Source organism: Frankia sp. CpI1-P (assembly GCF_001421075.1).
Classification (GTDB): Bacteria; Actinomycetota; Actinomycetes; order Frankiales; family Frankiaceae; genus Frankia; species Frankia torreyi.
The window spans coordinates 1-26,199 of sequence record NZ_LJJX01000051.1; the positions used below are offsets into that span (position 1 = coordinate 1).

The window sequence follows — 26,199 nt, forward strand, 5'->3', positions numbered from 1 at the left end:
GTGGTCCGTAACGGTCACGCGCAGCCGCGGCAGGTGATGACCGCCGCCGGCGCGGTCGAGGTCACCGCACCGCGGGTCAACGACCGCCGGGTCGATCCGGCCACCGGGGAACGACAGAGGTTCTCCTCGGCGATCCTGCCGCCGTGGTGCCGCCGCTCCCCGAAGATCGCCGAGGTGTTGCCGCTGCTCTACCTGCACGGCCTGTCCTCCGGTGACTTCGTGCCCGCGTTGGAGCAGTTCCTCGGCTCGGGTGNCGGCCTGTCCGCCTCGACGGTGACCCGGCTGACCACGACCTGGCAGGGCGACTACCAGGCGTTCACCAACCGGGACCTGGCCGGCGTGGACTACGTCTACCTGTGGGCCGACGGGATCCACGTCACCATCCGCCTGGATGAGGAGAAGCTGTGTCTGCTCGTCGTCATCGGGGTCCGCGCCGACGGTCGCAAGGAACTCGTCGCCCTCGCGGATGGCTACCGGGAGTCGACCGGGTCGTGGGCGGACCTGCTGCGCGACTGCGCGCGCCGCGGCATGGGCGCCCCCGTGCTCGCGGTCGGCGACGGCGCGCTGGGGTTCTGGGCCGCGCTGCGTGAGGTGTTCCCCCAGACCGCCGAGCAGCGCTGCTGGGTCCACAAGACCGCGAACGTCCTGGCCGCGCTGCCGAAGTCGGCGCATCCCGGTGCGAAGAAGCACCTCGCGGACATCTACAACGCCGAGGACAAGACCCACGCCACCGCCGCGGCGAAGGCGTTCGCCGCCGCCTACGGAGCGAAGTTCCCCAAAGCCACCGCGAAGGTCACCGACGACCTGGAGGTGCTGCTGGCGTTCTACGACTACCCCGCCGAACACTGGGTGCACCTACGGACCACGAACCCGATCGAGTCGACGTTCGCGACCGTCCGCCACCGCACCCGGGTCACCAAAGGCCCGGGATCGCGTGCCGCCGGGCTGGCCATGGCGTTCACGCTCATCGAGGCCGCCCAGGCCCGCTGGTGGGCGGTCAACGCACCCCACCTCGTCGCCCTCGTCCGCGCCGGCGCCGTCTTCGAAGCCGGCCAGCTCGTCGAACGACCCACCACCACACCCGTCAACCAAGCCGCCTAACGATCACCATCCACAGGTCTTGACAATTCCTCGTGATAACGACCCGCATGACGNCTTCCTTCCGCCGGAGGCAGACCGCGGTCGGACGGAGGCTAGTACGTCAGGGAACCAGTCGCCACGGTGATACCACCGGCTCACGCGGTTATGGACCACGGGTACAGACACCGGCTGGCTACCGGGAATTCAGGACAGCCGCCAGTTGCGCGCGCGAACGCAGGCCCAGCTTGGCGTAGACATTTCCCAGGTGGTATTCGACCGTGCGAACGCTCAGTACCAGTTCGTCCGCGATCTTCTGGTTCGACAACCCGTCGCCGGCCAGGCGCGCCACGTCCGACTCCCGCCGGGTCAGACCACGCACCCGGCCCGGCAGCATGAGGACCGGCGTTGGTGNGGAGGTTGGGGTTGGGGTTGGTGACCTGACCCGAGGCATGGCGTCCATGCACGCGGCCAGCGCGGTCTCGCAGGAGGTCAGGTACGGCGTGGCGCGCAGCGAGGCGAAAATGTCCCGGGCGGAGGCGAGGACCTGTGCCGCCTCGCCGAGCCGACGCGCCCGGCTCAGAAAACGACCATGGGTGAGATCGAGTAGTGCCCGGTCGAACGGCAGGCGCACGCTGAGAGTCGTCGCCACCGCGCGTTCGTATGCCCCCATGGCGGCTCCGGCCCGCCCACTCGCCCATTCGATCGCGACCCGCGCCCGCGCCGCGGCGAACCCGGTCAGGCTCATGCCCCGTTGGGAGACCGACCGCTCGAGGGGGGCGAGTATCTTCTCGGCCTCGTCGATGCGACCGACACAGGCCAGCGACTCGGCGTAGAACACCCTCCAGGGAAGACTGACGGGTTGGACCGGGTCGTCCGCCGGATGCGCGACGAACCATTCCAGCTCGTCGACAACACGAGTGTGCGCGCCGAGGGCATGCGCGACGCGGGCTCGCGCGATGCGCACAAACTCCTCGGCACGGCCGCCGGTCAGCGCGACACGCAGGTGCTCGACTCGAGCCACATGCACGCCGGCCGCCTCGGGGTCGCGCGCCGCGAGCGGTTGGATCATGGCGAGCAGGCACCACAACGCCAGCCACGCCTGGCCGGTCTCGACGGCCGCCGCCGCGGCGGTCTCGGCGTGCGCAAGCGCGTCATCCCAGTCACCCAGGCAGAACTCGACCAGGGCCAGATGCGCCAGTGCCACCAGTCCGACCGGCGCCGCCGGGTCATCACCGTTGTGCGCCTCCGCCGCGGCCCGCAGAATCGTCCGGGCCTGGGCCATCTCGTCGGTGGACGCCTTGTACACCCCCCGGACCAGCAGCGCCAACTCCCGTTGATGTTCGCCAGCCGCAGCGTCGCGTTCGACGGACTCGGCAACGGCCCGCGCGTCCGCGAGGCGTCCCGACCACAGGTAGGCGGTCAACGCCAGATAGGGAAGGCTGCTGGGCTGGCCGCCGCTGGACCCGCCGGCCAACTGTCGAGCGAGCAAGGCCCGGCGGGCCCACGACGCGCCCGACCGGAATGATCCGTAGCTCAGACCGACGATCAGTAACGCCTCGCAGACCGCGCTCGCCATGGCGGGGTCGCGTGCGGTCGCGGTCCGGACGTCGGTGGCGTCCGAGGACTCGGCCTGGGGTAAGGAGCGGGATCGGACCTGGGGCCGGGACCCGGCTCGAGGCGCGGTCAGTTCCGCCCAGGCCCGCAGGAGCCTCGCCTCACCGGCGACGTAGTCGCCGCGAACCAGCGCGAGCCGCCCGTGGAGATAGTGGTATCGGGCGCCGTCGGCGAGCGGTTCCGTGTCCTCGAGCTGGGCCACCGCGCGCGCGGCGTCTCCAGCGTGGAGCGTGGCGTCAAGCGCGTCGACGAAGCGTCTCTCTCGGGTTGGGCGATGAGACGTGAGGCGAGCGGCATCAAGGAGCAGATCGCCGACGGCCGCCCACCGCCCTCGGGAGGCTTCCTGCCCAGCGGCCTCCACCAGGTCACCAGCGAGAGCGTCGTCGGTCAGCGGCGACGCGGCCACCCGGTGCCGAAGCGTGTCACGCGGATCGTCAACGATGTCGGCGGCGCCGCGGTGCAGGGCACAGCGACGGATGGGACCGAGGTCATGGTAGACAGCCGCTCGGATCAGTGGGTGCGCGAAGGCGATACGTCGGCCGAGCGGGCCGTGGCGTTCGGCGAGCAGCCCGGAGGCGACCGCCGGTTCGAGCGCGGCCAGGCCATCGGCGCCGTCCCCGCTGACGTCGTCGATCTCGGCGAGCCTGAGCGCCGCGGCCAACGANCAGACCTGTCCCAACACGGAAGCGGCGACGACGAGNCGCCGCGTCGGCTCGGGGCAGGAGGTAAGGCGCGCGAGCACCACCAGCCCGAATGATCGGGGCGCCGGTAGCGGTCCGTCGTCGTCGGCGCGCAGCACGTCCTCTGGCAACTCCTCGAGCAACGCCCGGGCGTGCAGCGGGTTGCCGACCGTGGCCTCCTGCAGCCGCTCGGCCGCGCGCGCCGACAGCGGAACCGCCCGAACAGCCCGACAGAGGTGACCAAGATCCACCGCGGGCAGTCCGGACAGACGCAACCAGACAGCGCTGTCCACCAGCACCCGACGCAGTCCGTCGGCGAGCGCGGCGTTCTGACCACTCCGCATTGTCAACAGACACAGGACCTTCTCGCGCCGCAGGCGGCGTAACGCGAAAGCCAGCGCCCGCTGCGACGNGACGTCGGCCCACGCGACGTCATCAACGACAAGGACCAACACCCGATCGGCAGCGCCACCGTTCGCGAGCGCGGCCCCACCGTCCGCGAGCGCGGCGGCAAGCGCGGCACCGACCCTGGCCGAAGCCTGGAACGACTCCGCGCCGCGGGACAGGCCAGCGAGCCCCGCGAGAGACGGCGGCACGCGCTCGGGCGGTATCCCGGCGACGAACTGCTCGATGACGCCGAAGGGGACCGATCTCTCGGCCTCGTCAGCGCCCGCCAGCAGCGTGACCTCCTCGCTCAGGCCCGCGACGAACCGGCGTGCCAGGGCGGTCTTACCGATGCCGGCATCGCCGTCGATAACGACCAGACCCAGCCGACCTGTTCGTGTCTCGGCAAGCAGGGCGGCCAGAACCGCCAGTTCACGGTCCCTGCCGACGAGGTGATTCATCCCGTCACAACCCCTGTTTTCCGGCACGACGAGGGTCACTTCGGTAAATAGTTCCAAAAATTGGTGAAGTACTCAACGAACACCCCCTTCAGAATGCGCGCGGTGACGCCGGAAACAAAGATACTCGGGGCATTCCGCGCCACGCGCGGTCCACCCGTGGAATTCGACCGTGGACATGGCCGCCAACGAATCGATCGTATCCGTCCACGCGCCGCCGGCCACCGATTTTCAGGCACATCCCACCTCGGCCGAAGCACCCCCCGCGCCGATACCGGTCACTGAGCCGGGCCGTTGACCGGACGGCGGCCCGACTGGTCAGGCCAGACAGGGGTCCGCCATGATGATTGACCGAATCACGCTGTCAGGGACGTCGGTCGAGACGAGGTCGTTGAGGTCGGGTGTTCCGGCCGCACTGCCCGACTCGACCTCCCACCGGCCGTCCGCCTGCTTGCGGTAGACGACATCTCGTTGATCAATCTTCTGGTTGCCGAGTATGTCGCGTTCACAACGGCCGACGTCCCACCGCATCGTCAGCGTCTCGCCCGGCTTCTTTGCGGCAGCGACGTCGCGGATCTTCTTGCGCCAGACACCGAAGTTGAACCGGCCATCAAGGCCGACCGCCTTGTCGGCCGAATTGCCCGGGTCGAGGAACCACGCTCCGAGGTCGTAGAGGATTCCGTGTCCGCTCGGGNTGTCGAACGGCACGTAGCCCTCCTTGGCCGCCTGGTCCTTGATCCGCTTTTCGACGGCGCGGCCGTGTGCCCACCCGACGATGGGAAGCGCAATACTCAGCACGCCGCCGACAAGGCCGCCGATGCCGCCGCCGCCTCTCTTGGGCGTCGGCGTGGGCGAGGCTTCGGGGGCGAGCGCGGGCTCCGGGGCCACCGCCGGTTTCGGTGTGGGTGTGGGTGTGGGTTCGAGGGCCGCCGACTTCGGAGCGGCGGCGGGCGCCGGCTCGGCCACGGGCTTGGCCGCGGGCTTGGCCGCGGGACCGGATTTCGTTGCCGGACTGGGCTCGGGCGCGGGGCCGGACTCGGCCGCCGAGGGGGCGGCCGACGGTTCGCCGACGGCGGGAGAGCCCGCCGCGGGGGTCGGGCCCAGGGTCACACCGCGCACGAGCCGCGCGGAGGTCGCCGGCCGATTGCCCTGGAACGCGCTGGTGGAGGATGTCTTCGGGCTGGCCGTGGTGCCCGGCACCGTCATCGACTCGCGTGCGGGAACGTAGATTTCCAGGCGTTCGACCCCGAACTCGTGGGCCGCCTTCGTCAGCGCTGTGTCGCACTCAGGACAGGGAACCTGGTCGACGGCGACCATCATGGTCCCGCCCGCTGTCTGGGCGCCGGGCTTGACGCTGCCCCTGAGCGCCCCGATCGCGCCCTGCTCGCCGTGCGGCGTCGACCTGCTCGTGTAGGCACCAAGGCCGACGGCGACCTGGTTTCCCCTGGCGTCGACAATCTGGATCGCCGCATAGGTCCGATAGCCATAGCCCGTCGGCTTGCCGACCAGGTTCGGATCGATCGACACCGGCCCCGTCGTGCTGGTGCCGAATCCGCGCTGCGCGAGCATGGTGTCCATCAGCTCGTCAGGAGTGAGGGGCGGAAGGCCACCAGTCGGACCGCTCGGGCCGCCGGGCGCGAGCGCGACCCCACGGGCTGTTCCCTGGGCCCGGTCGGCCGGATGGCTGGCCGCCTGGCCCTTGCTGACCCGGTCGGCCTGGAGATCCGCCGCCGTCTCGTGAGACGCGGCGGCGTCCAGCGCCGGCGCCGGCCCGCCGAGCCGTTGCTGAACGACGTGGGCGAGCTCGTGCGCGATCAGGTGGTCGCCCGCCACGGTTCCCGGAACGTAGCGACCGGCGGCGAAGGAAATCTGCTCGCCGTGGGTGAAGGCGGCCGCGCCGAGCGCGCTCGCCGTTCGCGCGGCCGCGGCGTCAGTGTGCACCCGCACGCCGCTGAGATCCGTAGCGAAGCCCGCTTCCATTCGACGTCGGGTTGCCTCGTCCAACGCGTTGCCGGACGACGGTGTCGCCACGGCCAGGTCGGTGGCCGCGGCCTGGCCGAGGGTGAAGGAGCGCCGCGCGTGGACACGCGCCAGGGCTGGACGAGGCCGCCCAGCGGTCGCGGTCCGCGGCACCGATGGTGCCCGCTCACGAGTCATCAGGGGCCTCCCCTACCGATGGCGTCATCGCGGTGCCCGGCCACCGGTCAAACCCGGGTGACAGACCACAGTCCACGCGGCGGAATGCGGCAACCGTACTCCCGCCGCAAATCCAGCGCCGGCCATTTCTCACCGACGCCGCAGTCGGGTCGACGACATAGCCGGGTCGACTCTCGGGTGGTTCCCATTCAGAGCAGGGCGTTCTGCATCGCGAACAGCGCCGCCGCGCCACGGGTCGACACACCAATCCTGGGGTAAGAGCGTGTCTTGCGTGGACCTCCGGATATAGATTCGATCATGGATGTGTTGGCGAGCAGCCTCGCCGGGCGGCTGGTCCCGAGTGATCTGTGGGAGCTGGCGAAGTCGTTTTTGCCCCGGTTCGAGACGCGCCGGCAGGGTGGGGGGACGCCGGTGGAAGCAGGCGACGCGATACGGGCGATCGGCCCGCTCTCGTCTTCACGTAGCGGGCATGAAGCTCACCGTCAGCCGCGTCGGCCGAAGTTCTCGCCGAAGAAGGTCCCGACTCCGATTGCCGCGATGACGTACAGCGCGCCGGGCGGCGTGACGCCGATCAGACCGCCGAGGATGGTCAGCGCCACCACGGCGAGCACAGCACCCACGACAAAGCCGAGGACGGTCTTGAGGCGGTCGAAGGACGACGAACCTGACGGGGAACCGGGTACCGACGGGGAACCGGGTACCGACGGGGAACCGGGTACCGACGGGGAACTGGGTACCGACGGGGAGGGGGGTTTCGGCCGGGACACCGGCGGGGTGGAGATCTTCGGCCGCTCGTGGGTTCCGGCCCGGAACGGCTCCGGCGGCGTCGGCTTGACCGCCGGACCAGTGGTCGCCGACGGGGCCGCGTCGGCGCTGGCCGCGCCCGGCTTGGACGTGATCACAGGCTTGGGAGCGATCATCCGACGGGCGGTCAACGTCGCGCCCCGCACCACCGCCAGGTCGGGCTCGTCGACCTTGAGCACCCGGCGCCCGGACCGTCGGGCCAGTTCCCGCCCGACCAGCGGGCTCATCGAACTGCCGCCGACCGGCGCTACCGCGTCGACGTCGCGCCAGCCCAGACCCAGGTCGGCCAGCAGGCCCTCGCAGGTGTCGATCGTCTCCCGGACGTACCGGCCGGCGATTTCGTCCACGCGGTAGCGCGTCAGCTCAACCATGGTCGGCGGCTTTGTCTGCCCGACCAGTTCCGTGACCGACTTCCGGGTGGACAGCTCCCGCTTCAGCCGTTCGGCCCGGTCCCGCAGGTCGAGCCGTTGCCGTAGGACATCCAACGCGTCCGACGCGAGGAGCTCCTTGATCGGCGGGTAGGTGACGGCGAGGTGGGCGAGCAGGTCACGGTCGATGTCGCTCCCGCCGACGTCGAGGCCCTTGGTCCCCAGCGCCTCCCGGGTGCCGTCCGCCTGCTGCTCGACGACCGCGCAGTCGAACGTCCCACCGCCGAAGTCGTAGACGAGGATCCTTCCCGGCCCGCTGAAGTCGTCGGTACCGAAGGCGTGCTCGGCCCCGGCCACCGGCTCGGGAACCAGTCGCAGGACGGCGGGGTCGAAGCCGGCCGCGCCCGCCGCGTCCAACATCAGCCGCCGCCGCTGGTGCTCCCACGACACCGGCACGGTGATGCAGACCCGCTTCACCTTGCCCGGTACCTTCTCCGCGGCCAGGTGACGCAGATGCCGCAGCACCTCGCTGACCAGCTCGACGTTGGTCAGCTCCTGGTCNCCGAGCCGCTTCGGCGTGNGGTCCGCGATGTCGCCCTTGAACCCGTCCCGGTAGGCCTCGATACGGGTGTGGCGCATCCGCCGGGCCCGCTCGCCGACCGCTATCGTGCCGTCCGGGCCAAGGAAGACCGCCGTCGGCATGGAGACGCGGCTGCGGTCGGCCGGGTCCTGGATGGTCACCACATCGCCGCCCGGCCGACCAACCATGATCGCCGAAGTCGACATCCCGAAGTCGATCCCGTACACCAGTGCCACAGCTCATCCCGTTGCGAGTCATGAAGCATGAGTGAGCCTTCGTCTCGCAGCCACCGTCGATGTGGTGGCGCTCCCGGTCTGACCGGCCGCAGCCGTGCCGGGTTCCCGTTTCACAGCCACCTGCCGCGCGAACGCGGTCTTACGGTCGGCTCCGCGGGCGTTTTTCGTCTCCACCGCACTGGCGGCGACGAGGTGTTTGAGGTTGATCGCGGCGTTGGTGTCGCGGTCGAGGACCAGCCGGCAGGACTGGCAGTGGAACATGCGGTCCGACAGCGTCAGGCTTGGGTTTCGCCAGCCACAGCCGGAACAGGTCTTCGACGACGGGTACCAGCGGTCCGCGACGACGAGGGTCGAGCCGTACCAGCCGGTCTTGTAAGCGAGCTGACGGCGGATCTCGGCGAACCCGGCGGTCGCGACGGCCTTCGCGAGCCGGCGGTTGCGGACCATCCCGGCCACGTGGAGATCCTCGATCACGATCACGTCGTGGGACCGGGCGAGCCGGGTCGTGAGCTTGTGCAGGCCATCGCGGCGCTGGTCGGCGATCCGGTTCTGGACGTGGGCGAGCGCGGCGGCGCGCTGGCGGCGGCCGGCGGAGCTGGGCTTCGACCGGGCGTAGGCCCGCGACGCCCGGCGCAGTTTCCGTTCGGCCCGCTGGTAGTGCTTCGGGTTGGCCACGCTCTGTCCGGTCGACAGGACGGCGAGGGTCTTCACTCCCAGGTCGACCCCGACCGGGCCGCCCGTGCGCTGCCGCCAGGACGGCCGGGCGGGGATCTCGCGTTCGACCTCAACGGTGAACGAGACGAACCAGCGGGCGGCCGTGCGGGACACGGTCGCGCCGAGCAGCCGCGCCCGCCCGTCGGCCAGCCGGGACGCGAGCGCGGCCATCGGCTCGTAGACGTTGACCCGGCCGATCCGGGGCAGCTTCACGGACGTCTCGCTGGCTGGGCCGTAGGCGCCGGTCGTGTAACGGAACGAGTCGCGGCCCTTCCCGCGCTTTTTGAACCGGGGGAAGCCGACCTGTCGGCCCTTCCGTTTCCCTTTCCGGGAGTCGGTGACGTTCTTCAGCCCACGGGCAAGTTGGTCGAGGCCGGCGGAGAACGCCTCCTTCGAGCACTCGCCCCACCACGGGGCGACGTCGTTCTTCGCCGCGTTCCAGGCGAGGCGCAGCGCGGGCAGCGTCCACGGGACCGGGGTGAGCAGATCGCCGGTCAGGCCGTAGGACTGCTCGGCGGTGCGCTGCGACAGCGCGGCCTTCACCCGGGCCAGACCCCAGTTGTAGGCAAACCGAGCCGCCCCGGCGTGCCGGCGCAGGCCGGCGAGCTGGACCTGGTTCGGGTCAAGAGCGAACCGGTACGCCTGCAACGCCTTCACGCCGGGCCGTCTCTCGTCGCCTCAGCGACCGCACGCTGGGCCCGGTTCGCGGCGGCACGACGGCCGTACAGCCGGGCGCACATCGAGGTAAGGATCTCGGTCATGTCCCGGACCAGATCGTCATCGACCTCGGCCGGGTCGACCACCAGCAGCTCGCGGCCGTTCGCCGCAAGCGCGGCCTCAACATACTCGGCACCGAACCGGGCGAACCGGTCGCGATGCTCCACGACGATCGTGGACACGCCCGGGTCACGCAGCAGGGCGAGGAACTTCCTNCGGTGGCCGTTCAGCGCCGAACCCACCTCGGTGACCACCCGGTCGACAGGAAGACCCCGCCCTGTAGCCCAAGCGGTGACCCGGGCGACCTGCCGGTCCAGGTCCGGTTTCTGGTCAGCGGACGACACCCGGGCGTACACNGCGGCCAGCCCGGCCGGCCGTTCGGCGGCATCAGGCTCTACAAGGATCAGCCGGCCCACTCGGCGGGCCGGTACCGGCAGCTTGCCTTCCCGGAACCAGCGGTACGCGGTGACGTGGTGCACGCCCTCACGCTCAGCCCACTGCTTCAAGTTCACTCATGCATCATACTGCGCACTCAAACCGCAGCAGTTGGCACCCCCGTCGTGCGCCGTGTTCTTGTCGTCCGTTGGCGCCGGNCGCGACGGTCGGCGCAGGTGTCCGGCCNCCGCGCGCAGGCCGTCCAGCCGGGCCCGGAGCGTCTCGTAGCCGGCTTGGCGTTGCTCGAGTTCGGCCTGTCGCCGGACCAGGTCGCGTTCGGACCGCTTCTTGTTCTCGCGTAGCCGCCCGACCGACTGGTTCAGCGACTCCCGGGCGAGCGTGACCTGCTGGTTGAGCTCCTGGCGGACCACATGGGTGATGTCGGTCAGGGCCTCGTCGAACGTGCGCAGGGCCCGCTCGCGGTTGGTCCGGACGGTCTGGTCGAGGTGAGACCGGAGCTGGGAACGCCGCTCCTGCGCCGCCCGCTCATCGTCGGCCTGCACGGTCTCCCGGTAGCCGGCGACCGAACCGGAGATCAGGCCGAACAGCGCGCCGAGGGCTCCTCCGATGACGGTGCCGATGCCCGGCATCACGGCCGTGCCGACAAGCGCTCCGCCCACCGCGCCGCCGGTGTAGAACATCCGCCCGGCCTGGACGGCCCGCGACGCCTTCCGCAGCCCGGTCGAACCGGCCGACACGGTCAGGTGCGGGGCCGACACCCGGGCCGTGAACCCGCTGCCGGACGCCGCCGGCGCGGTCAGGGTCAGCGCCGTCCGCGTGGCGAAATCGGCGCAGACATACTCAGCCAGCCGCATCAGGTCGCCGTTGGCCGCGTTCACCGCGTCGACCATCGTCGCGCTGACGCTGCCGACCAGCGCGTCCGGGTCGGCGTCGGCCTTGACCGCATCGTGGATCTGGGTCCGGATCGCCTCGAAGTCCTCGTCGAGCCGGCGGCGCACCGGCCGGGACTCGGTGCGCAACGCGTGGGCGAGCTCCTCCCGCCAGCCGGCGGTGTCCGACTGGAGTCGCCGGGCCTGCTCGGTCGCCGCGACCAGCTCTGCCTCGNTCTTCTTGGGCTCACCACCGGCAGCCAGCGCGGCCAGCTCGTTGGCGACCGGAGCCGCACCCAGCGCCAGCGCGCTGTCGAGGGCGTCCAGGGCCCAGCCGAGCTGGGCCGCCCCACAGCCCGCCGCCAGACCGCCCCAGAGCTCGGCTTCCAGCTCGGGGAAGCCGGACTCGGCGACCAGCTCGGCCGTCAGCTCCTCGTCCGGCTCGGCGGTGGCCTGCTGCCGGCGGGCCGACGACAGCGCGACCACCAGCAGCTCGTCCGCGTCGAGCCCGGTCCGGCCCGCGACCCGCCTACGCGCCTCGTCGACGATCGCCGTGGCCGACACCACTTTGTCGATCATGGTCACGGCAACGACGACCACCGGCGACCGCTCCAGTGCGTCAGACAGAAAGTCGAGCTCCCGGCTGGACAGCGGCGCCATGGCCGAGGTCACGAACAGGATGGCGTCGGCGTTGGGGAGGAACGCGTAGGTGGCGGCGGTGTGCTCGGCGTTCATGCTGCCTATGCCGGGCGTGTCGACCAGCACCAGCCCGGTCTCCAGGGACGGGATCGGAGCCGTGATCTCGACCAGCTCGACCTGCCGCTGGTTGCCCGGGTTCGCCTGCTCGGTGACGAACTCCCGCACCTCGGCCAAGGTCAGGTCAACCCGCCGCGAAGGCCGGTCCGGCTTGGTCGCGTCCCGTAGCCAGGCGACGGCGGACTCCCGCTCCCCCCAGGCCAGGGTCATCACGGCACAGGTCGTCACGTCGACGTCGACCGGGAACAGTCGCGGTCGCTCCAGCAGAGCATTGAGCAGGCTGGACTTCCCCCGCCGGAACTCGCCGCAGACGACGACCCGGTAACGCCCGGCGGCCAGCCGGTCCCGCCCAGCGGTGAGCATCTCCCTGGCCGCCGCGGACAGGTCACCGCCGACCACGTCCAGCAGTTCCGGGAAGAAGGCCAGCACCCGGTCCCGGAGCTGGTCGAAATCGCTGTCGGTCACGCGGGCTCGTTCCCCTCAGGCGCGGCGTAGACGACCACCTGCTGGGGGCGGACGATCTGGTCGCGCCACAGGTAGCCGGGTCGAACGGTCTCGGCGATGCGGCCCTGGTGTCCGGCATCCGGCGCCGGCCGGGACGCGACGGCCTCGTGCCGGGCCGGATCAAACGGTCCCTCGTCGGCGACNCAGGTCACCTCGCAGTGGCTGATCATGGTGCCGACCCGCTGGGTGATCCAGCGGGCGAACGCGGCCGCGGCCGCGGGGTCGGCGATCGCCTCGTCATCGGTCAGGTCGACCAGGTTGTCGGCCACGNCAATCAGGTCGTGGACGACGACCGGCGGCCCGGCGTCGTCGATCGCGGCCAGCAGGTCTGCCAGGCGGTCGCGGTCGGCGGCCAAGCGGTCGCGGTCGGCGGCCAGACGGTCGCGGTCGGCGGCCAGCTCCGCGTAGGCGGCGGCACCGGCTTTCGACTCGGCCCGGGCCGCAGTCAGGTCGGCCACCAACCCGTCGGCCCGGCTCCGCAGGTCCCGCAGCTCGTGCCACGGTGACAGCACTCGACGGGTACTCACCCGACCACCACCTCACCATCGGACCTCGGCCGGGCTGCGCCGTGGGCCAGCCGTTCGTAGCTGCGCAGGACGGTCCGCGCCGCCCGGACCGTCTCCCGGTCCAGCAACGGATCGGCGCTGCGGCCCGCCCACCACCGGATCCGGGCCGTGGCCGCAGCGAGTTGGTCGGCCGCAGACGCGGCCGGGTCCAGACCCAGCCGGGCGGTCGGCTCCTGCCCGTACTCGCCGGTGACCCGCAGCAGCTCGTCGCGCTCGACCGACGAAAGATCCAGTTCCTGGGCGTAGAGCGCGGACAGGACCGAGAGCTCGGCGAAACTGTGGTCGTTGGATCGCAGGTTCTCCACTCGCCCGGCCAGGGCATCGACCGCAGCCGGCACCGGGCGCCCAGCCTGGCGCGCCTCGCGGCGCAGCCGCACGATCGCGTTCTCCAGGTCCCGCAGGCCGCCGTCCATCTTGATCAAGGTTGCCCGGTTACCGAAATGGTCGACGATCAGGGAACGCAGCCGCTCGACGCCGCTGTCGGCCAACAGCCGTTGCCGCACCTCGGCCTCGCCCAGCCCGTCCCGCAGGTAGCCGCAGGCCCGGTGGATCCCCCAGGCACCGAGCCGCAGGATCAGGTCCCGCCGCTGCTCCACCGGCACCCGGATGCCGGGCAGGGATTCGCGGGTGGCGAAGAACGCGGTGTCGCCGAGCCGCAGGGCCAGCCTTTTCGGGTCAGCGGCGGCCAGGTCGGCCAGCACGTCGAACGATGCGGCCGGCAGGGTCTGCGCCCCCTCGGCCACCAGCCCGGCCACCGGCACGATCGCAAAGAACAACCGGGCCAGCGCCGAGCGCTGGCCCAGCCGGGCGGCGATCTGGCTGGCCGCCGCCATCGGGTCGTAGGTCATCGGGTTGTGGTCACCCGGCAGGTCCGGCTGCGGTGGCCAGTACTCGTCGCACCGCGACAGCACGCCGAACGCCTTGAGCGCAGTGACCGTCGCCGCCGAACCGGACCCGACGAACTCGGTGACGACCCGCAGGTCCCGTTCGTGCGGGCTGCGCGCGAACAGGAAAAGCACGGCGTCCGCCCGGTTCACCTCGGCCGCGCTGTCGGCGTGCATGCCGGCCTCGGTCCGGCCGATCGTGGCCAGCGTCTCGGCCCGCCGCTGCGCCTCGGGGTCTCCGTACGTGCCCAGCGCGTCGTGGGTGTTCGCAGCGTCGACCCCGTCGACACTGCCCAGGCCGGGCGTGTCGACCAGGCGGAAGGTCCGCAGCAGCCGGTGCGGGAGCCCGAGTTCGACCGACCGGATCGCCCTCAGATCGGCCAGCCGCTCCGGGTCACGCACCGTCCACCGGTGCAGGTCGGCCGGGTCGACCTCGACCGAGCGGCCGTCCTGGTACCGAACGACGGCCGCCGGCTCGTCCGAGTAGACCAGCTCATTCACGTTGAAGGTCAGCTCGAGCTGGCCGGTCGCCGCGACCGTCTCTCCGAGCAGCGCGTTGACCAGGGTCGACTTCCCGCGTTTGAGCTGGCCTGCGACAGCGACCCGCATCGGCTGNTCCAGCCGCTCCTGAGCCTGGCGCAGGCAGCGGGCCACCNGCTCAGCGTCGTCCAGCCCGGCCAGCCGGTCCGCGTTGTCTGCGAAGAATCGGCCGNCGCCCGGGCTGCTGGCGTCACCGTCAGAAGTCTTCATCGCCCAGGCCGTCAAAGTGGTCGTCGCACGCGTCGTCGTTGTGGGCGTCGTCGTTGTGGGCGTCGTCGTCGTGGTCCGGCTCGAGCTCGGCCGGGTCCTCGCCGTGCAGGTAGTCGTCGTGTGTCTCGTACACATAGCCCAGCGCGTCCTGGTCGGGGTCGGTGACCGTCACCCCGTCGTCGAACTCGACGTCGTCCAGATCGCTCATGTGGCCGCCNTCCGCGCCCTTGATGTCGTGTGGCCCGACCACCCCCNGGTCAGCCGGGCCGGGCAAGACCGTAACCAGGACAGCGGTTCCCGGAGCCGCAGTTCATCGGCATGATGAGTACCGGTTGTCCCGTCCTGTCCTTCCAGGACAGCCGGAACGGGAGGAATCGCCGACGTCACTGAGCGGACGGACGACGCTGGGGGAAGTCCGCAGCCCACCGAGGAACGGAAGCGATGTCGCACACGGGGGAAACATCGCCGGAGGACCCGGACGGGGTCTCCAGCTACCAGGATCTGCACGAAGCGATCACCGGCCTGTGGGGGCGGTCCAACGACCGGTCGGTCGAGTCACGGACCGGCCTGTCCAAGACCACCATCAACGACCTGCGCAACCGGCGCCGTCGGCTCACCGAACACTCGGTGACCCGCATCGTCGAGGCCTTCGACCCGGCCCGACGCACGGCCTGGTTGGCCGCCTGGCACCGGCTACAGCGCACGGCCGGGCTGGGACCGGAGCCCGCAGCCGGGCCGGCCGGAGCCGAAACGGGAACCGCACCCGAACGCGAGACCGGCCGGAGCCCGGACGAGACGCCGGCGACGGTCGTCGCGGACCCGTCACCCGCCGATCCGGCCGAGCCCGACCCGGCGTGGCCTGGCGAGAGGCAGCCCGGAGAGAGGCGACCTGGCGAGAGGCAGCCCGACAAGGGGCAGCCCGGAGAGAGGCGGCCCGGAGAGGGGCGGCCGGCGCGACCGACCCGGACGCTGATCGGCGCGGCGATCGGCCTGCTCGGGGTGGGTCTCGGCGCCGGCATCGGCCTGGGCGCGCTGCTGTTCGGCGGCGGCACCGCCCCGACCGCCACGCCGGCCCCGCCCACCGCGGCTGGCCCACACGGCTGCTACAACCTGCCACTCAAGACGACAGCGACCGTTGTCGACCAGCGGGGCTCCGACCAGTACGGCGTGCGGGTCTCCGATGCCTCCTACACCTACTACGCCTCCTGGAACCCGTCGTTGGAGGTAGGCGGCCGGCTGTCGGCACCGGTGCCGGCCGGCAAGGAACTCGTCGGCGCCGGCTGGGCCGATCCCGGCACGACCGACTCGACGCCCCGGCACAACCCGGGCAACGGCCGCTACTACCCCGGGGACGTGCTCACGGTCTCCGACCAGCTCTGCTTTCGCGGGCCGCGCGGCGTCGTGGGCTACCCCGGCTATCCCGGGATCACGACCCGGATCTCCGTGATGCTGGTCGACAAGGGCGGGGCGACGGTGCTGGCCCGCGACGCCGAACGGCTCGACGGATTCACCGACCGCGACCTGGCTATCCGCGGGGCCGACATCATCGGCTACTTCGACGTCCCGTCGGCGCCGATGACGCCGCCGGACAGCTGATCCGCCGGCCGGGCCCACACCGAGCCACGCTGGCCCGGCCCCTGACTGCCGCCTCCTGCTGGTAAGTGGCACCCTGCCCCGCGGACGAAGATCGAAAATAGCTGAAACCGCTGTCTCACAATGGTTCTCAAGCGAGAAATGATCGCCGGAAATCGGTCGAAATCGCCCAGAAGTGGAACCGCTCCGGGTACCGACCGGGTACCCGGAGGGCCTTCCCGCTTGATCACTGGGGGCGGACGGAGGTTACTCTGCGTGCGGCTGCCCNCAAGGTCCACCCCGGACTGGATGGTTACTCTTCCTACCCGTCTGCGGACCCAGCCGTCTCGGCAAGCGGTGACACACACGCAGGGCCTCTCCAGCGGACTGGCCGGGGTGCGCATCGACGTCGACCGGCTCACCCGGATCTCGGGCGAGGTTGCCGACCCGGCGATCGCTGGCGCGCTCGACGCCGCGCTGGAGCTGCTCCGCGACGCCGGCGCGGCGATCTGATCTTACCGCGGGCGGGATTTCGGCCCGCTCATGGCCCGCTCGACGAGGATGGGGCGGCCCCNGCTGCCGGTGGCTTCGCGACCAGGTGGAGATCGCCCTTCCGACGCTGGATGCGCCAGCCCTCGGGCGTCCGGGACAGTCGGTCCAGGTGCCGCCCGAGTAGAGATATCCCCAGTCCGCCGTCGGGGCGCCGTTCCACCACCGTCCACATGACCTCCGCCGTCGCGGTATCACCGGCGAGGATCACGTCGGGGCTGGAAATGATGTGGAACGAGGTNCCGAGCCCGGCCGTGAGGGTCCGGGCCATGAGTTCCTGGATGGCCTCGGGTCCCTTGGCCCGCCCCATCGGTCCCAGGAGGACCTCACCGTCCTCGGCGAACAGGGCCGCCAACCGCTCCCAGTTGCCCTGATCAAGATGCCGGCCGTAATCGACGAATAATTGATGGATCGCATCGCGGTCCTCGAGCCGTTGAAGACGGTCCTCAAGACTTTCCATGGTCACCTCGCACTGTCGAAACGTCTGAGCAGCGCTGACCATCATCAGCGTCGCACCGCCGGGTGGTTTCGGTCGAGCAGCTCATCGACGACCTGTGTCCGGAGCAGCCCCCGGCCCGGGCGGCGGCCACGGTGCCGGTCTTCGTCTCCCGGCTGCGCCGGCCATCGGACCAGAGCGTCCCGACTCGTCACACGCCCGGCACGATGCGCATGTCACGAACGGCGCCGCCGTCGAGGACGGCCAGGGCCTTCTGGTAGGCGGGGCTGTCGTGTGCGGTCCGGGCAGCCTCGACCGAATCGAACTCGATAAGCACGGTGCGGGTCTTCTCCCCGGCCTCGTACGTCTGCTCGGGAAGACCCCGGGCTACGAAGGTGCCGCCGGCCGCACGCAGCGCCGGGCCGGCCAGCTCGGCGTACGCCGCGACCTTGCTCTCATCGACGATCTCCTTGTAGATACTGATCCAATAGGCAGTCATGACACCATCGTGCCCGAGGACGGCGCACAGACGGGTCTCAGCCCCAGGACGATCGGGCCAAGGACAGGCCCTGGAGCCTGGGTGAGGCCGTCGATGATGCGCTGACGCACCGGGGAACGCCCGATGCCCCGGCAGGAGAAAGCGGCACCGCCCTGAAGGGCGACGCCGCTTCTGCTGATCTTGCTAATTCGGCTGCCTCACCGAGCACTGCCCTGGCGGGCCAAGGTTCGAGTAAGGCTGTCGTGGTGGACCTAACGCACCACAATAAGAACCGTTTGATCTTAGTTCAGGGTCCCGAGATCACCATCCGCCCGGTCTCCACGCGACTTCCGACCAGGGGCGATGCCCGGTGATCGCTCAGCCGGCAACATCATCCAGAGAGTCGAACACACGTTCCGCACGCCTGGCGGGTCCGGAGGATCCGGTCCGCCGAGTGACCACGATCGTGAGATCGTCGTCGGGCTGAAGCCGCTTGACGCCGACGTCAGCGTGACTCCGGAGAGCCAGTCGGCGAGTATGGATCGACAGCCGGCGTCCTGCGCGCCGCGCCGGCCGGAGGTGGCGTCACCCCGGGGCGACGCCGGTCAATCGCACCTGGGGTACGGCCATGGGCCGTTCAGGTAGTCAAACATGGCGTTCCAGCTGTAGTACGAGCTCGCCGTGTCGGATGGGCACGCTATGTAGCTGTACATGAAACCACTCGGGTCACTGTAGTCGGAGCGATTGGTGAAGAGTGTGCTATGGAAGACCAAGAACACCATCGTCACGTCGCCGCTGACGTCCCAGTACACGGCTTTCGGCCCTTGGCCGTCCATGATGCCGGCATCTGGCAGGTCCGCGAGAGCCGGCCATATGTCAGTCACACCCAGAGGACTGGCCCAGGGCCCCATGGGCAGCATATCTCCGCTGCTCGCATCGAGCAGGACGACCCGGTTTCCCGCGATGAACAGGTAGGAGTCGCCGAAGGNCGTGGCACAGGAGATGCCGTTGGCCCACTGCTCTTTCTCTTCCTCGCCGAACTCTCCGCTGTCGATCCGGCTGAGCCCCCTCCAGGTATCCGTCAATTTCGACGGCGACCAGGTNACCGAGGTTCCGTTACCGTCCGTTCGCACACAGTAGGTGTCGTTGAACAGCCACCACATCCCGGTGCGGGGGACGAAGGTGCAGGTATCCAGCCCACTGTCAAACTGCTTGTAGTCCTTGAGGCAGGACCATCCATAGGTGCCCCTGAAATCCTCCGGGTTGGTGTGCATGGAGTTCCCGTCATACCCCGTGGAGAAGTAGACCGACGACACGGACTCGTCCGGATTCGAATTGGTGGCAGTGAAAGTCCAACGGTTCTTGTAGAGGTTGATGGAGTTCACGGTCCACCACCGCAGGCCGTTCACGGGGTCCGGAGGGTTCCATCCTCCCGGCGGGACGTAGCCCTCGTCCGGCACCGGCATCACGGCAGGATCGGGAATCCACCCCTCCAGTTTGACCCTTCCGTCCGACACCTGGTCCGAAACCGCCTTGATCGACTCCACCTCGACATCAATATACGCCTTAACCGCCTCGAAGAGCGGCGCGAGCTCCTCGAGCCCCTCCATGGCCGCTTTCAGGAACTGATCGAAGAGCTTGTCCATGCCGCCGATCCAGACAACCGCCTGCTTGCTCAGATGAATGGCATAATAGAGGCCACTCACTTCGCAGTAGACGTCTNCGCTGATGTCGGCCTTGCCGATGTTGGTCGCCCCGGTGTGNGAGCGGTGCGTGAGCGTTCCGCCAGCCGGTTGAGGGGGAAGCAGCAAGGTGACTCCTCCTGTCAGGACCCGTCGGCCAAAGAGTAGGAGAGCAAGCGGCTCGGCGATGGGCGTTCGAGACCTTATGTCCATCTAGGTGATGGGATGCTCNGGTCTGGTATGGAATCAGCGCCCGCTATTCCTCAACGCGCACGAACCGAGCGGCACGTCGCAGGCCCTGCTGGGCACGAGTAGGCACGTATCGAGCAGCGGGGAGACATCTTGTTCAGCCATCAGCCATCAGCCTTCTGGCGGGCGNCTTCCAGCGCCGCCTGGGACTCGTCGGGGCTGACGTCACAGAGGCCGAGATNCTCGGTATCGGCACTGTTTACCCAGATCAGAGGCCATCCGCTCTGTGCGGCGGACCATGCGTGGGCACAGTCAGGCCGAAGCCTCCGGGCTCCGACCGTCCCGCCGTCGATCCCCTACCGCGTCACCTGCGACCTCAAGATTGTCTCCGAGCTCCTTGGCCACGCCTCCGTCCACTTCACCGGTGACGTCTGCACCTCGGTCTTTGCTGATGCTGATCNGGCCGCCGCGAGGGCCGCGGCCGAGAATATCTGGTCGGGCTGACGTTCCTGTTCGCGTTCGGGAACGCGGCGACGCTCGGTATCCGTCTCGGGATGCCAACCTACGTCGCGTCCCTCGTAACCCCGGCGGTCGACCTCTCGGTCGTGGCGCTTCTGATCGGCACGCGATTCGACATTCGCGGATGCGCTGCCTCGATTCGCTGGATCGCAGGCCGTCGGCGCTGCAATGATTTCGCGCCTGGAGGGTGTGAGTGCAGCATGGCAGCGGGCCATCCGGTCGGTCTGGCTTTTCGGGATGCATCGTTCCCCGTCCTGGGCGCACCGGCAAGGCCGGACATCGGCCATAGGACCATCCGAGCGCCAATCGGGCCAGACTGGCCGCGGGTTCCGGGCGAGCGGACGTCCCCGACCTGGTATCCAGGCCGGGGCGCTCGTNGTCTCGGGCGGGTCAGCCGGCCGTCGGCACCGGCACGGTCTCAACGACCACGGCGTACAGGCCCTGGCCGACAGGGCTCCAGTCGCTGACGTGGCGGACTTCAAGGGTCGAGAGTAGGTTGTCGGTGGCCTCGCCGAGAGCGGGGAAGCCAGCCGCCTGATCGGCGGCGTAGCTGCCCGGCGTGAGGTAGATCGCGTCGAGGTGGCCGATGATGGCGCCTACCTTGTCGGCCTCACCGCGGACGATGCGGACCTCGCGGGTGTCAGCGTCGACATGCACGTAGGTGTTCGTGTNGGTCAAGGGTGCCTCCTTGGGGGTGGCAGAGATCGGTTCGGTTCGTGCAGGAGTCAGCCTTGCGCAGCGACGTAGACCCGTGCCACGCGCCCCCCGAGGTGTTAGGCCTCGGGGGCATACGGCCTCTCGCGGTCATCTCGCGAGGCCAACTCCAAACCGATGGTGGCCAAATCCGGGTCTCGCNGCAGTTGCGGATACGTTCAGCGGTAGATGCCATAGGTGCCGATCCGCAGCCAGATGATGTGTGGGTCAGCGCGGTTGGGGACTCCCGTGCCGTACTTCCGAAGTGCTCGGCCGTCGCGCGCCCAGCGGAGGTCAAACACGCCGTCTTCGCTGGGTCGCGATGGGGATGGGGGACGCTGGCGGGCAATCAGTGCCTTCAGNGGCGCCACGGGCGAGGGGAGCACCGCGGTAGACACCGGCGGACTATGCGTGCGTCGTCGCCCAGCAAGGCCTACGCGGGCCCCGAACGGGGACGATGCTCGGTGATCGTGCCGATCAGAACATTGTCCACGGAGGAGAGCAAGCGTTCCGAACGCCTGGCGGTCCGGGCACTTCCGGGCCGCCAGGTGACCGTGATCGTGGTCAGTGCGGCTGGTCGAGTTGGCTGGCGACGAGCGGGAACTCCGCCTTGAGGAGCATGGTCAGTTGCTCCTGAAGTTCGCGCAGCGCGGTCGTGGCGATGCGCCACACAATGGACCAGTCGACCTCGAAGTATGTATGCACGGCGATGTTACGAAAGTCCGTGACGGACCGCCCCGGCACGCCCGGCCAGCGCGCGCGGATCTCGGGCGAGACTCGCCCCGCCGCCTCACCGATCACCAGGAGCTTCTGCAGAACGGCGCTCTGGATCAGGTCGCTCGCTGCGAACGCGGTCTCGTCGACGTCCCGGACGAACGTCGTCGCGGCGGCCGCGGCTTCGATCATGTCGACGAGGTACAGCTCATCACGCCGCATAGAGGACCCGAGCCTCCGCGAGCACCCGATCGCGGATAACCCACTTCAGCCGGGACTTGGGCACCAGGTCGACGCGGCGACTGACGATCATTTCGAGCTCGTCTCGGAGATCAACGATCTCGAAGCCAAGCGTCGAGTCAGGCGCCAGCACGTACAGCAGGTCGACGTCCGAGGATTCGGTTCCGCAATCGCGTTCGAGTTGTCTTGGCCCGGCATCGCTGTGATGGATCAGCCCGTCATCGACACGGCGTCGGGCGTCATCGCGCCGCCACAGCGCCATCTTCAACGGTTCATGCGCGTGTCCACACTGATTTTTGTCTCACTCCCGTGTTTACCTTCCGGCAGATTGTTGCCCCACGTCATGGTCCGCTGACCAGTACGGCTGAAGGGGTTGGACTATCCGTTGTGTGCTTCAAGCTCGGTCGCCAGCGTCTGTTGGGTGGCCGCCCACGACGCCAGGAGCGCTAAATTGTCAGCGGTCGGTGTGCCCGCGGGTGCGGTGTAGACGTTGAGGTGCAGGCCGGGTTCGGCGGGCAGTTCCAGGGACTCGACGTCCAAGTCGAGCTGGCCCACGATCGGATGGCGCACACGCTTGCGGCCGGACCGGTGCAGCCGCACGTCCTGAGATGCCCACCGCTGCCGAAATAGCTCACTGCACGTTGACAGTTCGCCGACCAGGGCGATCAGCTCCTCGTCGTGCGGATTGCGACCGGCTTCCATGCGTAGCTTCGCGGCCACGTCACCGGCAATTTGGTCGTAGTCGACAAAGAAATCTCTGGCCGCCTCGGGGCTTAGATAGACGAACCGCGCTGTGTTCGCGGGCCGTCGCGGGTCGGCCAGCACCGGTGAATACAGCGCGCGAGCGAGTTGATTCATGGCGAGNACGTCATAACGGCCGTTACCGATCCAGGCCGGCGCATCGGAGATCGCGTCGAGCACCTGCTGCAGCGTCGAGCNCACCGTCACGGCATGCCTACGCCGGCGTGGGCCGCTGGGCGCCCTGGATTGGCGCGCGAGGTGGAACAGGTGGTCGCGCTCGGCCTCGTCGAGTTGCAAGGCAGAGGCCAACGCGTCGAGCACGCCATCGGAGGCACCGGCGAGGCTGCCGCGCTCCATGCGCACGTAGTAGTCGACCGATACCCCCGCCAGTAGCGCTACCTCCTCGCGGCGCAGACCTTTGACCCGACGGTTACTGCCGTAGGCGGGCAGGCCCGCCTGCTCGGGTGCGATGTGGGCGCGACGCGAGCTGAGAAACTCCCGGATCTCGGTGCGCAGATCCATCGTGGCCATCCCCTCGCCGTAAGCCCGTCCCGCAGTTTAAGGGGTACCCGATGCGGTCGTCGCGATGCCGCCGTCTACGGGGATGATGGTGCCCGTGAGGTAGGACCCAGCCCGGCTAGCGAGAAACACGGCGATACCCGCCATGTCGTCGTCGCGGCCGAGCCGGCGCAAAGGGGCCGCCGCCGCGATCGTGTCGCCGATGGCATCGAGCGTGGACGCCATCATCTGCGACGGGAACACTCCCGGTGCTACCGCGTTCACCGTGACGTGCTGTGGGCCCAGCTCTCTGGCAAGCACTCTGGTGAGTTGATGGAGTGCCGCTTTGCTGCTGGCGTACGAGTAGTTGGGCGACTGGGCGACGTGGATGGCGGCGATACTGCCGATGTTGATGATCCGCGCGGGATCATCGGCGGTGCCCGCCCTGCGAAGCGCGGGGAGCAGCGCCTGCACCAGCCAGAACGGCGACTTGAGGTTGAGGTCGATCACTGCGTCCCAGGCCTCGTCCGGGAACGTCGCCAGCGGCTCGCGCCACATCGCTCCCGCGTTGTTGACAAGGATGTCCAGGCGTTCCGAGTCGACTTTGACAAGATCGGCGAGGCGCTGACACTCGTCGTGCCTGGACAGGTCGGCGGAGATTGCTTGAACGTCACCGAATTCGGACAGTAGATGCTGTGCCTCCGCGCACGTGTCTGCCTTGCGTGAGCTGATGACGACGCGGGCGCCCGCCTGGAGAAAGCCGCGCGCTATCATCATCCCAATGCCCCTGGTGCCGCCAGTGACAAGGGCGTACTTCCCACTCAGATCGAAAAGTTCCGGGTGAGCGGTGAATTGGTTGTCCGCCATTGGTCTCCGTCCCATCTGTCGTGGAAGAATGTGCCGACACGGTCGCGCATTCGGGGCAGCTGAATTGAACTGATGGGGGTAAAGCTGCAGGGCGTGTCCATGGAGTGTTGTCGGCGCTTTCGACTCAACCAGGTTGACAGGCGTTTTGGACGTCTGGGAGACCCTGGTGATACAGGTACTGTGAGAGCCCCCCTTGCCTGGTGCGCTGACTCACCTCAGTGATCGGAGCCGACTGCGGGGCGGCGGCGGACGGCGGTCTCGCCTTATACATCGACCTACGCACAATCGGGTCGGCAAGCGGCTTGCTCGAATAGTCGCATTCGCCAACGAGAGCGGGCAGTTCGATCCGAGCACCCCATAAGGACCTCGCACCCAGGGGGTGGTGCTCTTCGGGATCATCCACCTGGTTCGGATAAGTCGGTGACGTCGTCGTTGCCGATGCCGTGGATGNGCCTGGCGAAGGCGGTGATGGGCGTGTCGGGTCGGACCAACCAGGTACTCTCCCAGGCCAGGGTCATCACGGCAGAGGTCGTCACGTCGACATCTCCACATGATCTTGATTGGCGGTGGCCCGCCAGCACGCAGCTCGGCGAGTCGGGGTACGCGTGAGCTGGCCAGGTCCGGCCACCGGCTCGGGGGGTGCCGGCGACCGGACGACCCCACTCTCCCTCGTGTTGGAACGTGGGAAGTTCCCTCGGACATGAAGGTCTACTTCACGGCTTGATGGGCCCGTGACCTGCGCAGACAGACGTCTCACGCCCGAGATCTTCGGGTTCGACGGGGAACTGGANGTATCCGTCGGGCCGGCTCGGACAGAGAGGCGTTCGATGTCCGTAGCTGGGCTGTTACTGGTGGTCTATTCTCGATGCGCAGCGACGCTGGACTCCGGAGAGCAGGGGAAGAAGCCTTCCGCGCCATGGGACTGGAACTCGCCCAGGCCACGGGCTCCACACGCGCCGACACCCTGCTCGACGGTATGGCGGGAGCGCTCGCGGGAAACAATCGGGTGCTGGAGGTCGGCCAGTTCCTGGCCCTACCTGCCAAGATGGTGCGAGACAGGGATGTCGGCTAACTAGCGAGTAGGGCGGGTAGGGAGCGCAAGCCAGATGGACATGGGGCTGACAGCGGTTCGTCGACGCCGACCAGCGTCTCGTCGGTGCCCAGTCCGATGGTGAGGTAGCGCGGGCCGCCCAGCCTCACCGTGGCCAGGACGGGGAATCTGGTCCGTGCCTCGGCAGGCCAGCCCGGGGGGTTCGGGGGGTCGTCCCCCCGGAAGGCATTGCGGCCCGCCGGGAAGCCGATCGAAGATCGGCGACCACGGCGGGCCAACTCGGGGGGTTCGGGGGGTCGTCCCCCCGGAAAAATCGCGGCCCGCCGGGAAGCTGGACGAAGTCCAGCGACCACGGCGGGCCAGCTCGTGGAGGTGGCGGGAATCGAACCCGCGTCCTCCGGCACCGACACAGGGCTTCTCCGGGCGGAGCCTGCTACTTGTTTCTCAGCCCCGTCGGACTCACAGGCAAGCCGACGTAGGCTCAGTCGCTGTTTGATTTTCCGGCTGGCCCCGCGACCGGGTCAGTCGGTGATCCTCCTAGCGACGTCAGGTCCTGGGCCGGAGGCTCTCCCAGGCTGACGCTTGCCTAGTACTTAAGCCGCGAGGGCGAAAGTGGCAAGGGGCTGCTTCTTGTTGGCAGCTATTTTTTTGAACGGATCGTTAACGAGATAACCGTTCATCCTCGGCCCGCTTCCCCTGCCTCGACGTCCGAAGTCGAAACCGATCACCCCCAGGTACGGTTGTCTTGCCTGACGCTCCATGCTACCGCAGGACGCTGGCGACCGGGGTCCTGCGCCGCAGCCGGCGGACGCCGCCCGGGTCGACGACGGCCGGCGGCTCCCCGGCCGGGCAGACGCGGAATCGATGTGCGGCGGCGGGCATGTCGGACCCCCCGTGGTAGTTGTACGAGCAACGGCATCCCGTCCGCCAGCCCCGGGGAGACCACTGTGGAGATCAAGGAACTGGGACATCTCGTCCTCTACGTCCGCAACATCGAGCGTTCGGTCGCGTTCTACCGGGACGTCCTCGGCTGGCGGCAGGTGTTCCCCGCCCCGGCGGACTCCGCCGGCAACCCGCTGCGCGTGNCCGCGGCGGCCTTCTCCTCCGGCCGCACGCATCACGAACTGCTGCTCATCGAGGTCGGCGAGGACGCGGCGGCGGTGCCGGCCGGCCGCCGGATCGGGCTCTACCACTTCGGGCTGAAGGTCGGCGACAGCGACGACGAGCTGCGCGAGGTCCTGGCCCGCATCCGGCAGGCGGGCGTCGACATCGTCGGGGCGTCGGATCACACGATCACCCACAGCCTCTACATCCTCGACCCGGACGGCAACGAGATCGAGCTCTACGTCGACGTGCCGGGCGTCGACTGGCAGTCGGAGCCGCACCTGATCGCCGCCCCGATCCGTCCCCTGCGCCTGTAACGGCACCCGCCGCCGGCACCGCACCACGCCCC

The 26,199-nt window shown here is 69.2% G+C and carries 15 protein-coding genes, 1 other RNA gene and 17 pseudogenes; 7 read left to right on the top strand and 26 right to left on the bottom strand.

Annotated elements, in window-relative coordinates:
* Together FF86_RS57340 and FF86_RS24910 are read left to right on the top strand one after the other, a co-directional pair.
* A partial coding sequence (locus FF86_RS57340) for a transposase (RefSeq protein WP_242419523.1) occupies nt 1-253 on the top strand: 253 nt, incomplete at both ends.
* 1 nt (nt 254) lies between these two features.
* Nucleotides 255-1,101 (top strand): annotated as a pseudogene (locus tag FF86_RS24910) (IS256 family transposase); the annotation flags it as partial.
* 172 nt (nt 1,102-1,273) lie between these two features.
* Here FF86_RS24910 and FF86_RS68230 read toward each other — a convergent pair.
* Complete coding sequence (locus FF86_RS68230; RefSeq protein ID WP_396230073.1) at nt 1,274-1,474, bottom strand: helix-turn-helix transcriptional regulator; 201 nt, start codon at nt 1,472-1,474, stop codon at nt 1,274-1,276.
* 1,443 nt (nt 1,475-2,917) lie between these two features.
* On the opposite strand from FF86_RS68230, the gene FF86_RS36400 reads away from it, so the two are divergent.
* Nucleotides 2,918-3,358 (top strand): hypothetical protein (locus FF86_RS36400; RefSeq protein WP_206779022.1); only part of this gene is annotated, 441 nt, incomplete at its 3' end.
* Nucleotides 3,359-3,395: 37 nt separating this feature from the next.
* Here the strand turns inward: FF86_RS36400 and FF86_RS68235 are convergent.
* The 14 genes and pseudogenes from FF86_RS68235 to FF86_RS33680 form a co-directional block, all read right to left on the bottom strand.
* Nucleotides 3,396-3,786 (bottom strand): annotated as a pseudogene (locus FF86_RS68235) (hypothetical protein); the annotation flags it as partial.
* 1 nt (nt 3,787) lies between these two features.
* Nucleotides 3,788-4,219 (bottom strand): annotated as a pseudogene (locus tag FF86_RS68240) (AAA family ATPase); the annotation flags it as partial.
* A 692-nt stretch (nt 4,220-4,911) separates the two neighbouring features.
* Nucleotides 4,912-6,373 (bottom strand): annotated as a pseudogene (locus tag FF86_RS35015) (DUF4157 domain-containing protein); the annotation flags it as partial.
* A gap of 482 nt (nt 6,374-6,855) precedes the next feature.
* Nucleotides 6,856-8,106 (bottom strand): Hsp70 family protein (locus tag FF86_RS24925; protein WP_242419525.1); only part of this gene is annotated, 1,251 nt, incomplete at its 5' end.
* 273 nt (nt 8,107-8,379) lie between these two features.
* Nucleotides 8,380-9,732 (bottom strand): IS607 family element RNA-guided endonuclease TnpB, encoded by a 1,353-nt coding sequence (gene tnpB, locus FF86_RS24930; RefSeq protein ID WP_044887724.1) that lies wholly within the window; start codon nt 9,730-9,732, stop codon nt 8,380-8,382.
* Nucleotides 9,729-10,007: recombinase family protein (locus FF86_RS57345; RefSeq protein WP_242419527.1), on the bottom strand; the 279-nt coding region annotated here is incomplete at its 5' end. The genes tnpB and FF86_RS57345, both read right to left, overlap by 4 nt.
* Nucleotide 10,008: 1 nt before the next feature.
* Nucleotides 10,009-10,148 (bottom strand): annotated as a pseudogene (locus FF86_RS57350) (recombinase family protein); the annotation flags it as partial.
* Nucleotide 10,149: 1 nt separating this feature from the next.
* A pseudogene (locus tag FF86_RS57355) lies at nt 10,150-10,304 on the bottom strand (IS607 family transposase); the annotation flags it as partial.
* A gap of 989 nt (nt 10,305-11,293) precedes the next feature.
* Nucleotides 11,294-12,176 (bottom strand): annotated as a pseudogene (locus tag FF86_RS68245) (dynamin family protein); the annotation flags it as partial.
* 98 nt (nt 12,177-12,274) lie between these two features.
* Nucleotides 12,275-12,460, bottom strand: a 186-nt coding sequence (locus tag FF86_RS57360; protein ID WP_242419529.1) for a nucleotide exchange factor GrpE, incomplete at its 5' end; no start/stop codon positions are given.
* A gap of 1 nt (nt 12,461) precedes the next feature.
* A pseudogene (locus FF86_RS68250) lies at nt 12,462-12,587 on the bottom strand (hypothetical protein); the annotation flags it as partial.
* Nucleotide 12,588: 1 nt separating this feature from the next.
* Nucleotides 12,589-12,844: pseudogene (locus FF86_RS68255) on the bottom strand (hypothetical protein); the annotation flags it as partial.
* Nucleotides 12,841-14,382, bottom strand: a 1,542-nt coding sequence (locus FF86_RS24950; RefSeq protein WP_206779023.1) for a dynamin family protein, incomplete at its 5' end; no start/stop codon positions are given. The gene FF86_RS24950 and the pseudogene FF86_RS68255, both read right to left, overlap by 4 nt.
* Before the next feature lie 121 nt (nt 14,383-14,503).
* Nucleotides 14,504-14,734: pseudogene (locus FF86_RS33680) on the bottom strand (hypothetical protein); the annotation flags it as partial.
* A 224-nt stretch (nt 14,735-14,958) separates the two neighbouring features.
* Here FF86_RS33680 and FF86_RS24960 point away from each other — a divergent pair.
* Both FF86_RS24960 and FF86_RS34345 read left to right on the top strand, forming a co-directional pair.
* Entirely contained in the window at nt 14,959-16,113 is a 1,155-nt protein-coding gene (locus tag FF86_RS24960) for a hypothetical protein (protein ID WP_044887719.1), read from the top strand.
* A gap of 333 nt (nt 16,114-16,446) precedes the next feature.
* The gene (locus tag FF86_RS34345; RefSeq protein ID WP_157866983.1) at nt 16,447-16,602 is read left to right on the top strand and encodes a hypothetical protein; all 156 of its coding nucleotides are present in this window, start codon (nt 16,447-16,449) and stop codon (nt 16,600-16,602) included.
* A gap of 62 nt (nt 16,603-16,664) precedes the next feature.
* Here the strand turns inward: FF86_RS34345 and FF86_RS57365 are convergent.
* From FF86_RS57365 to ssrA, 11 genes and pseudogenes are all read right to left on the bottom strand, one after another.
* Nucleotides 16,665-16,879: pseudogene (locus FF86_RS57365) on the bottom strand (nuclear transport factor 2 family protein); the annotation flags it as partial.
* Nucleotide 16,880: 1 nt separating this feature from the next.
* Nucleotides 16,881-17,143 (bottom strand): annotated as a pseudogene (locus FF86_RS57370) (nuclear transport factor 2 family protein); the annotation flags it as partial.
* Between the two features lie 142 nt (nt 17,144-17,285).
* Nucleotides 17,286-17,573: a DUF1330 domain-containing protein gene (locus tag FF86_RS24970; RefSeq protein ID WP_044887718.1), complete on the bottom strand. Its 288-nt coding sequence runs from the start codon at nt 17,571-17,573 to the stop codon at nt 17,286-17,288.
* Between the two features lie 3,241 nt (nt 17,574-20,814).
* Nucleotides 20,815-20,997, bottom strand: a pseudogene (locus FF86_RS36415) (hypothetical protein); the annotation flags it as partial.
* A gap of 202 nt (nt 20,998-21,199) precedes the next feature.
* Nucleotides 21,200-21,571, bottom strand: a complete 372-nt coding sequence (locus FF86_RS24985; protein ID WP_044887714.1) for a DUF86 domain-containing protein — start codon at nt 21,569-21,571, stop codon at nt 21,200-21,202.
* Nucleotides 21,561-21,851: a nucleotidyltransferase family protein gene (locus FF86_RS24990; protein ID WP_242419539.1), complete on the bottom strand. Its 291-nt coding sequence runs from the start codon at nt 21,849-21,851 to the stop codon at nt 21,561-21,563. Before FF86_RS24990 ends, FF86_RS24985 begins: the two co-directional genes overlap by 11 nt.
* Before the next feature lie 116 nt (nt 21,852-21,967).
* A pseudogene (locus FF86_RS57375) lies at nt 21,968-22,453 on the bottom strand (transcriptional regulator); the annotation flags it as partial.
* Between the two features lies 1 nt (nt 22,454).
* Nucleotides 22,455-22,527, bottom strand: a pseudogene (locus FF86_RS57380) (hypothetical protein); the annotation flags it as partial.
* A gap of 1 nt (nt 22,528) precedes the next feature.
* A pseudogene (locus FF86_RS57385) lies at nt 22,529-22,861 on the bottom strand (helix-turn-helix domain-containing protein); the annotation flags it as partial.
* Nucleotides 22,862-22,888: 27 nt separating this feature from the next.
* Complete coding sequence (locus FF86_RS25000) at nt 22,889-23,695, bottom strand: SDR family oxidoreductase (protein WP_044887712.1); 807 nt, start codon at nt 23,693-23,695, stop codon at nt 22,889-22,891.
* A gap of 1,415 nt (nt 23,696-25,110) precedes the next feature.
* Nucleotides 25,111-25,478: a transfer-messenger RNA gene (gene ssrA, locus FF86_RS31220) on the bottom strand.
* Between the two features lie 215 nt (nt 25,479-25,693).
* Here ssrA and FF86_RS57390 point away from each other — a divergent pair.
* Together FF86_RS57390 and FF86_RS25010 are read left to right on the top strand one after the other, a co-directional pair.
* On the top strand, nt 25,694-25,831 hold a 138-nt coding region (locus tag FF86_RS57390; RefSeq protein ID WP_242419541.1), incomplete at its 3' end, for a VOC family protein.
* 1 nt (nt 25,832) lies between these two features.
* Nucleotides 25,833-26,167: pseudogene (locus tag FF86_RS25010) on the top strand (VOC family protein); the annotation flags it as partial.
* Nucleotides 26,168-26,199: the final 32 nt, after the last annotated feature.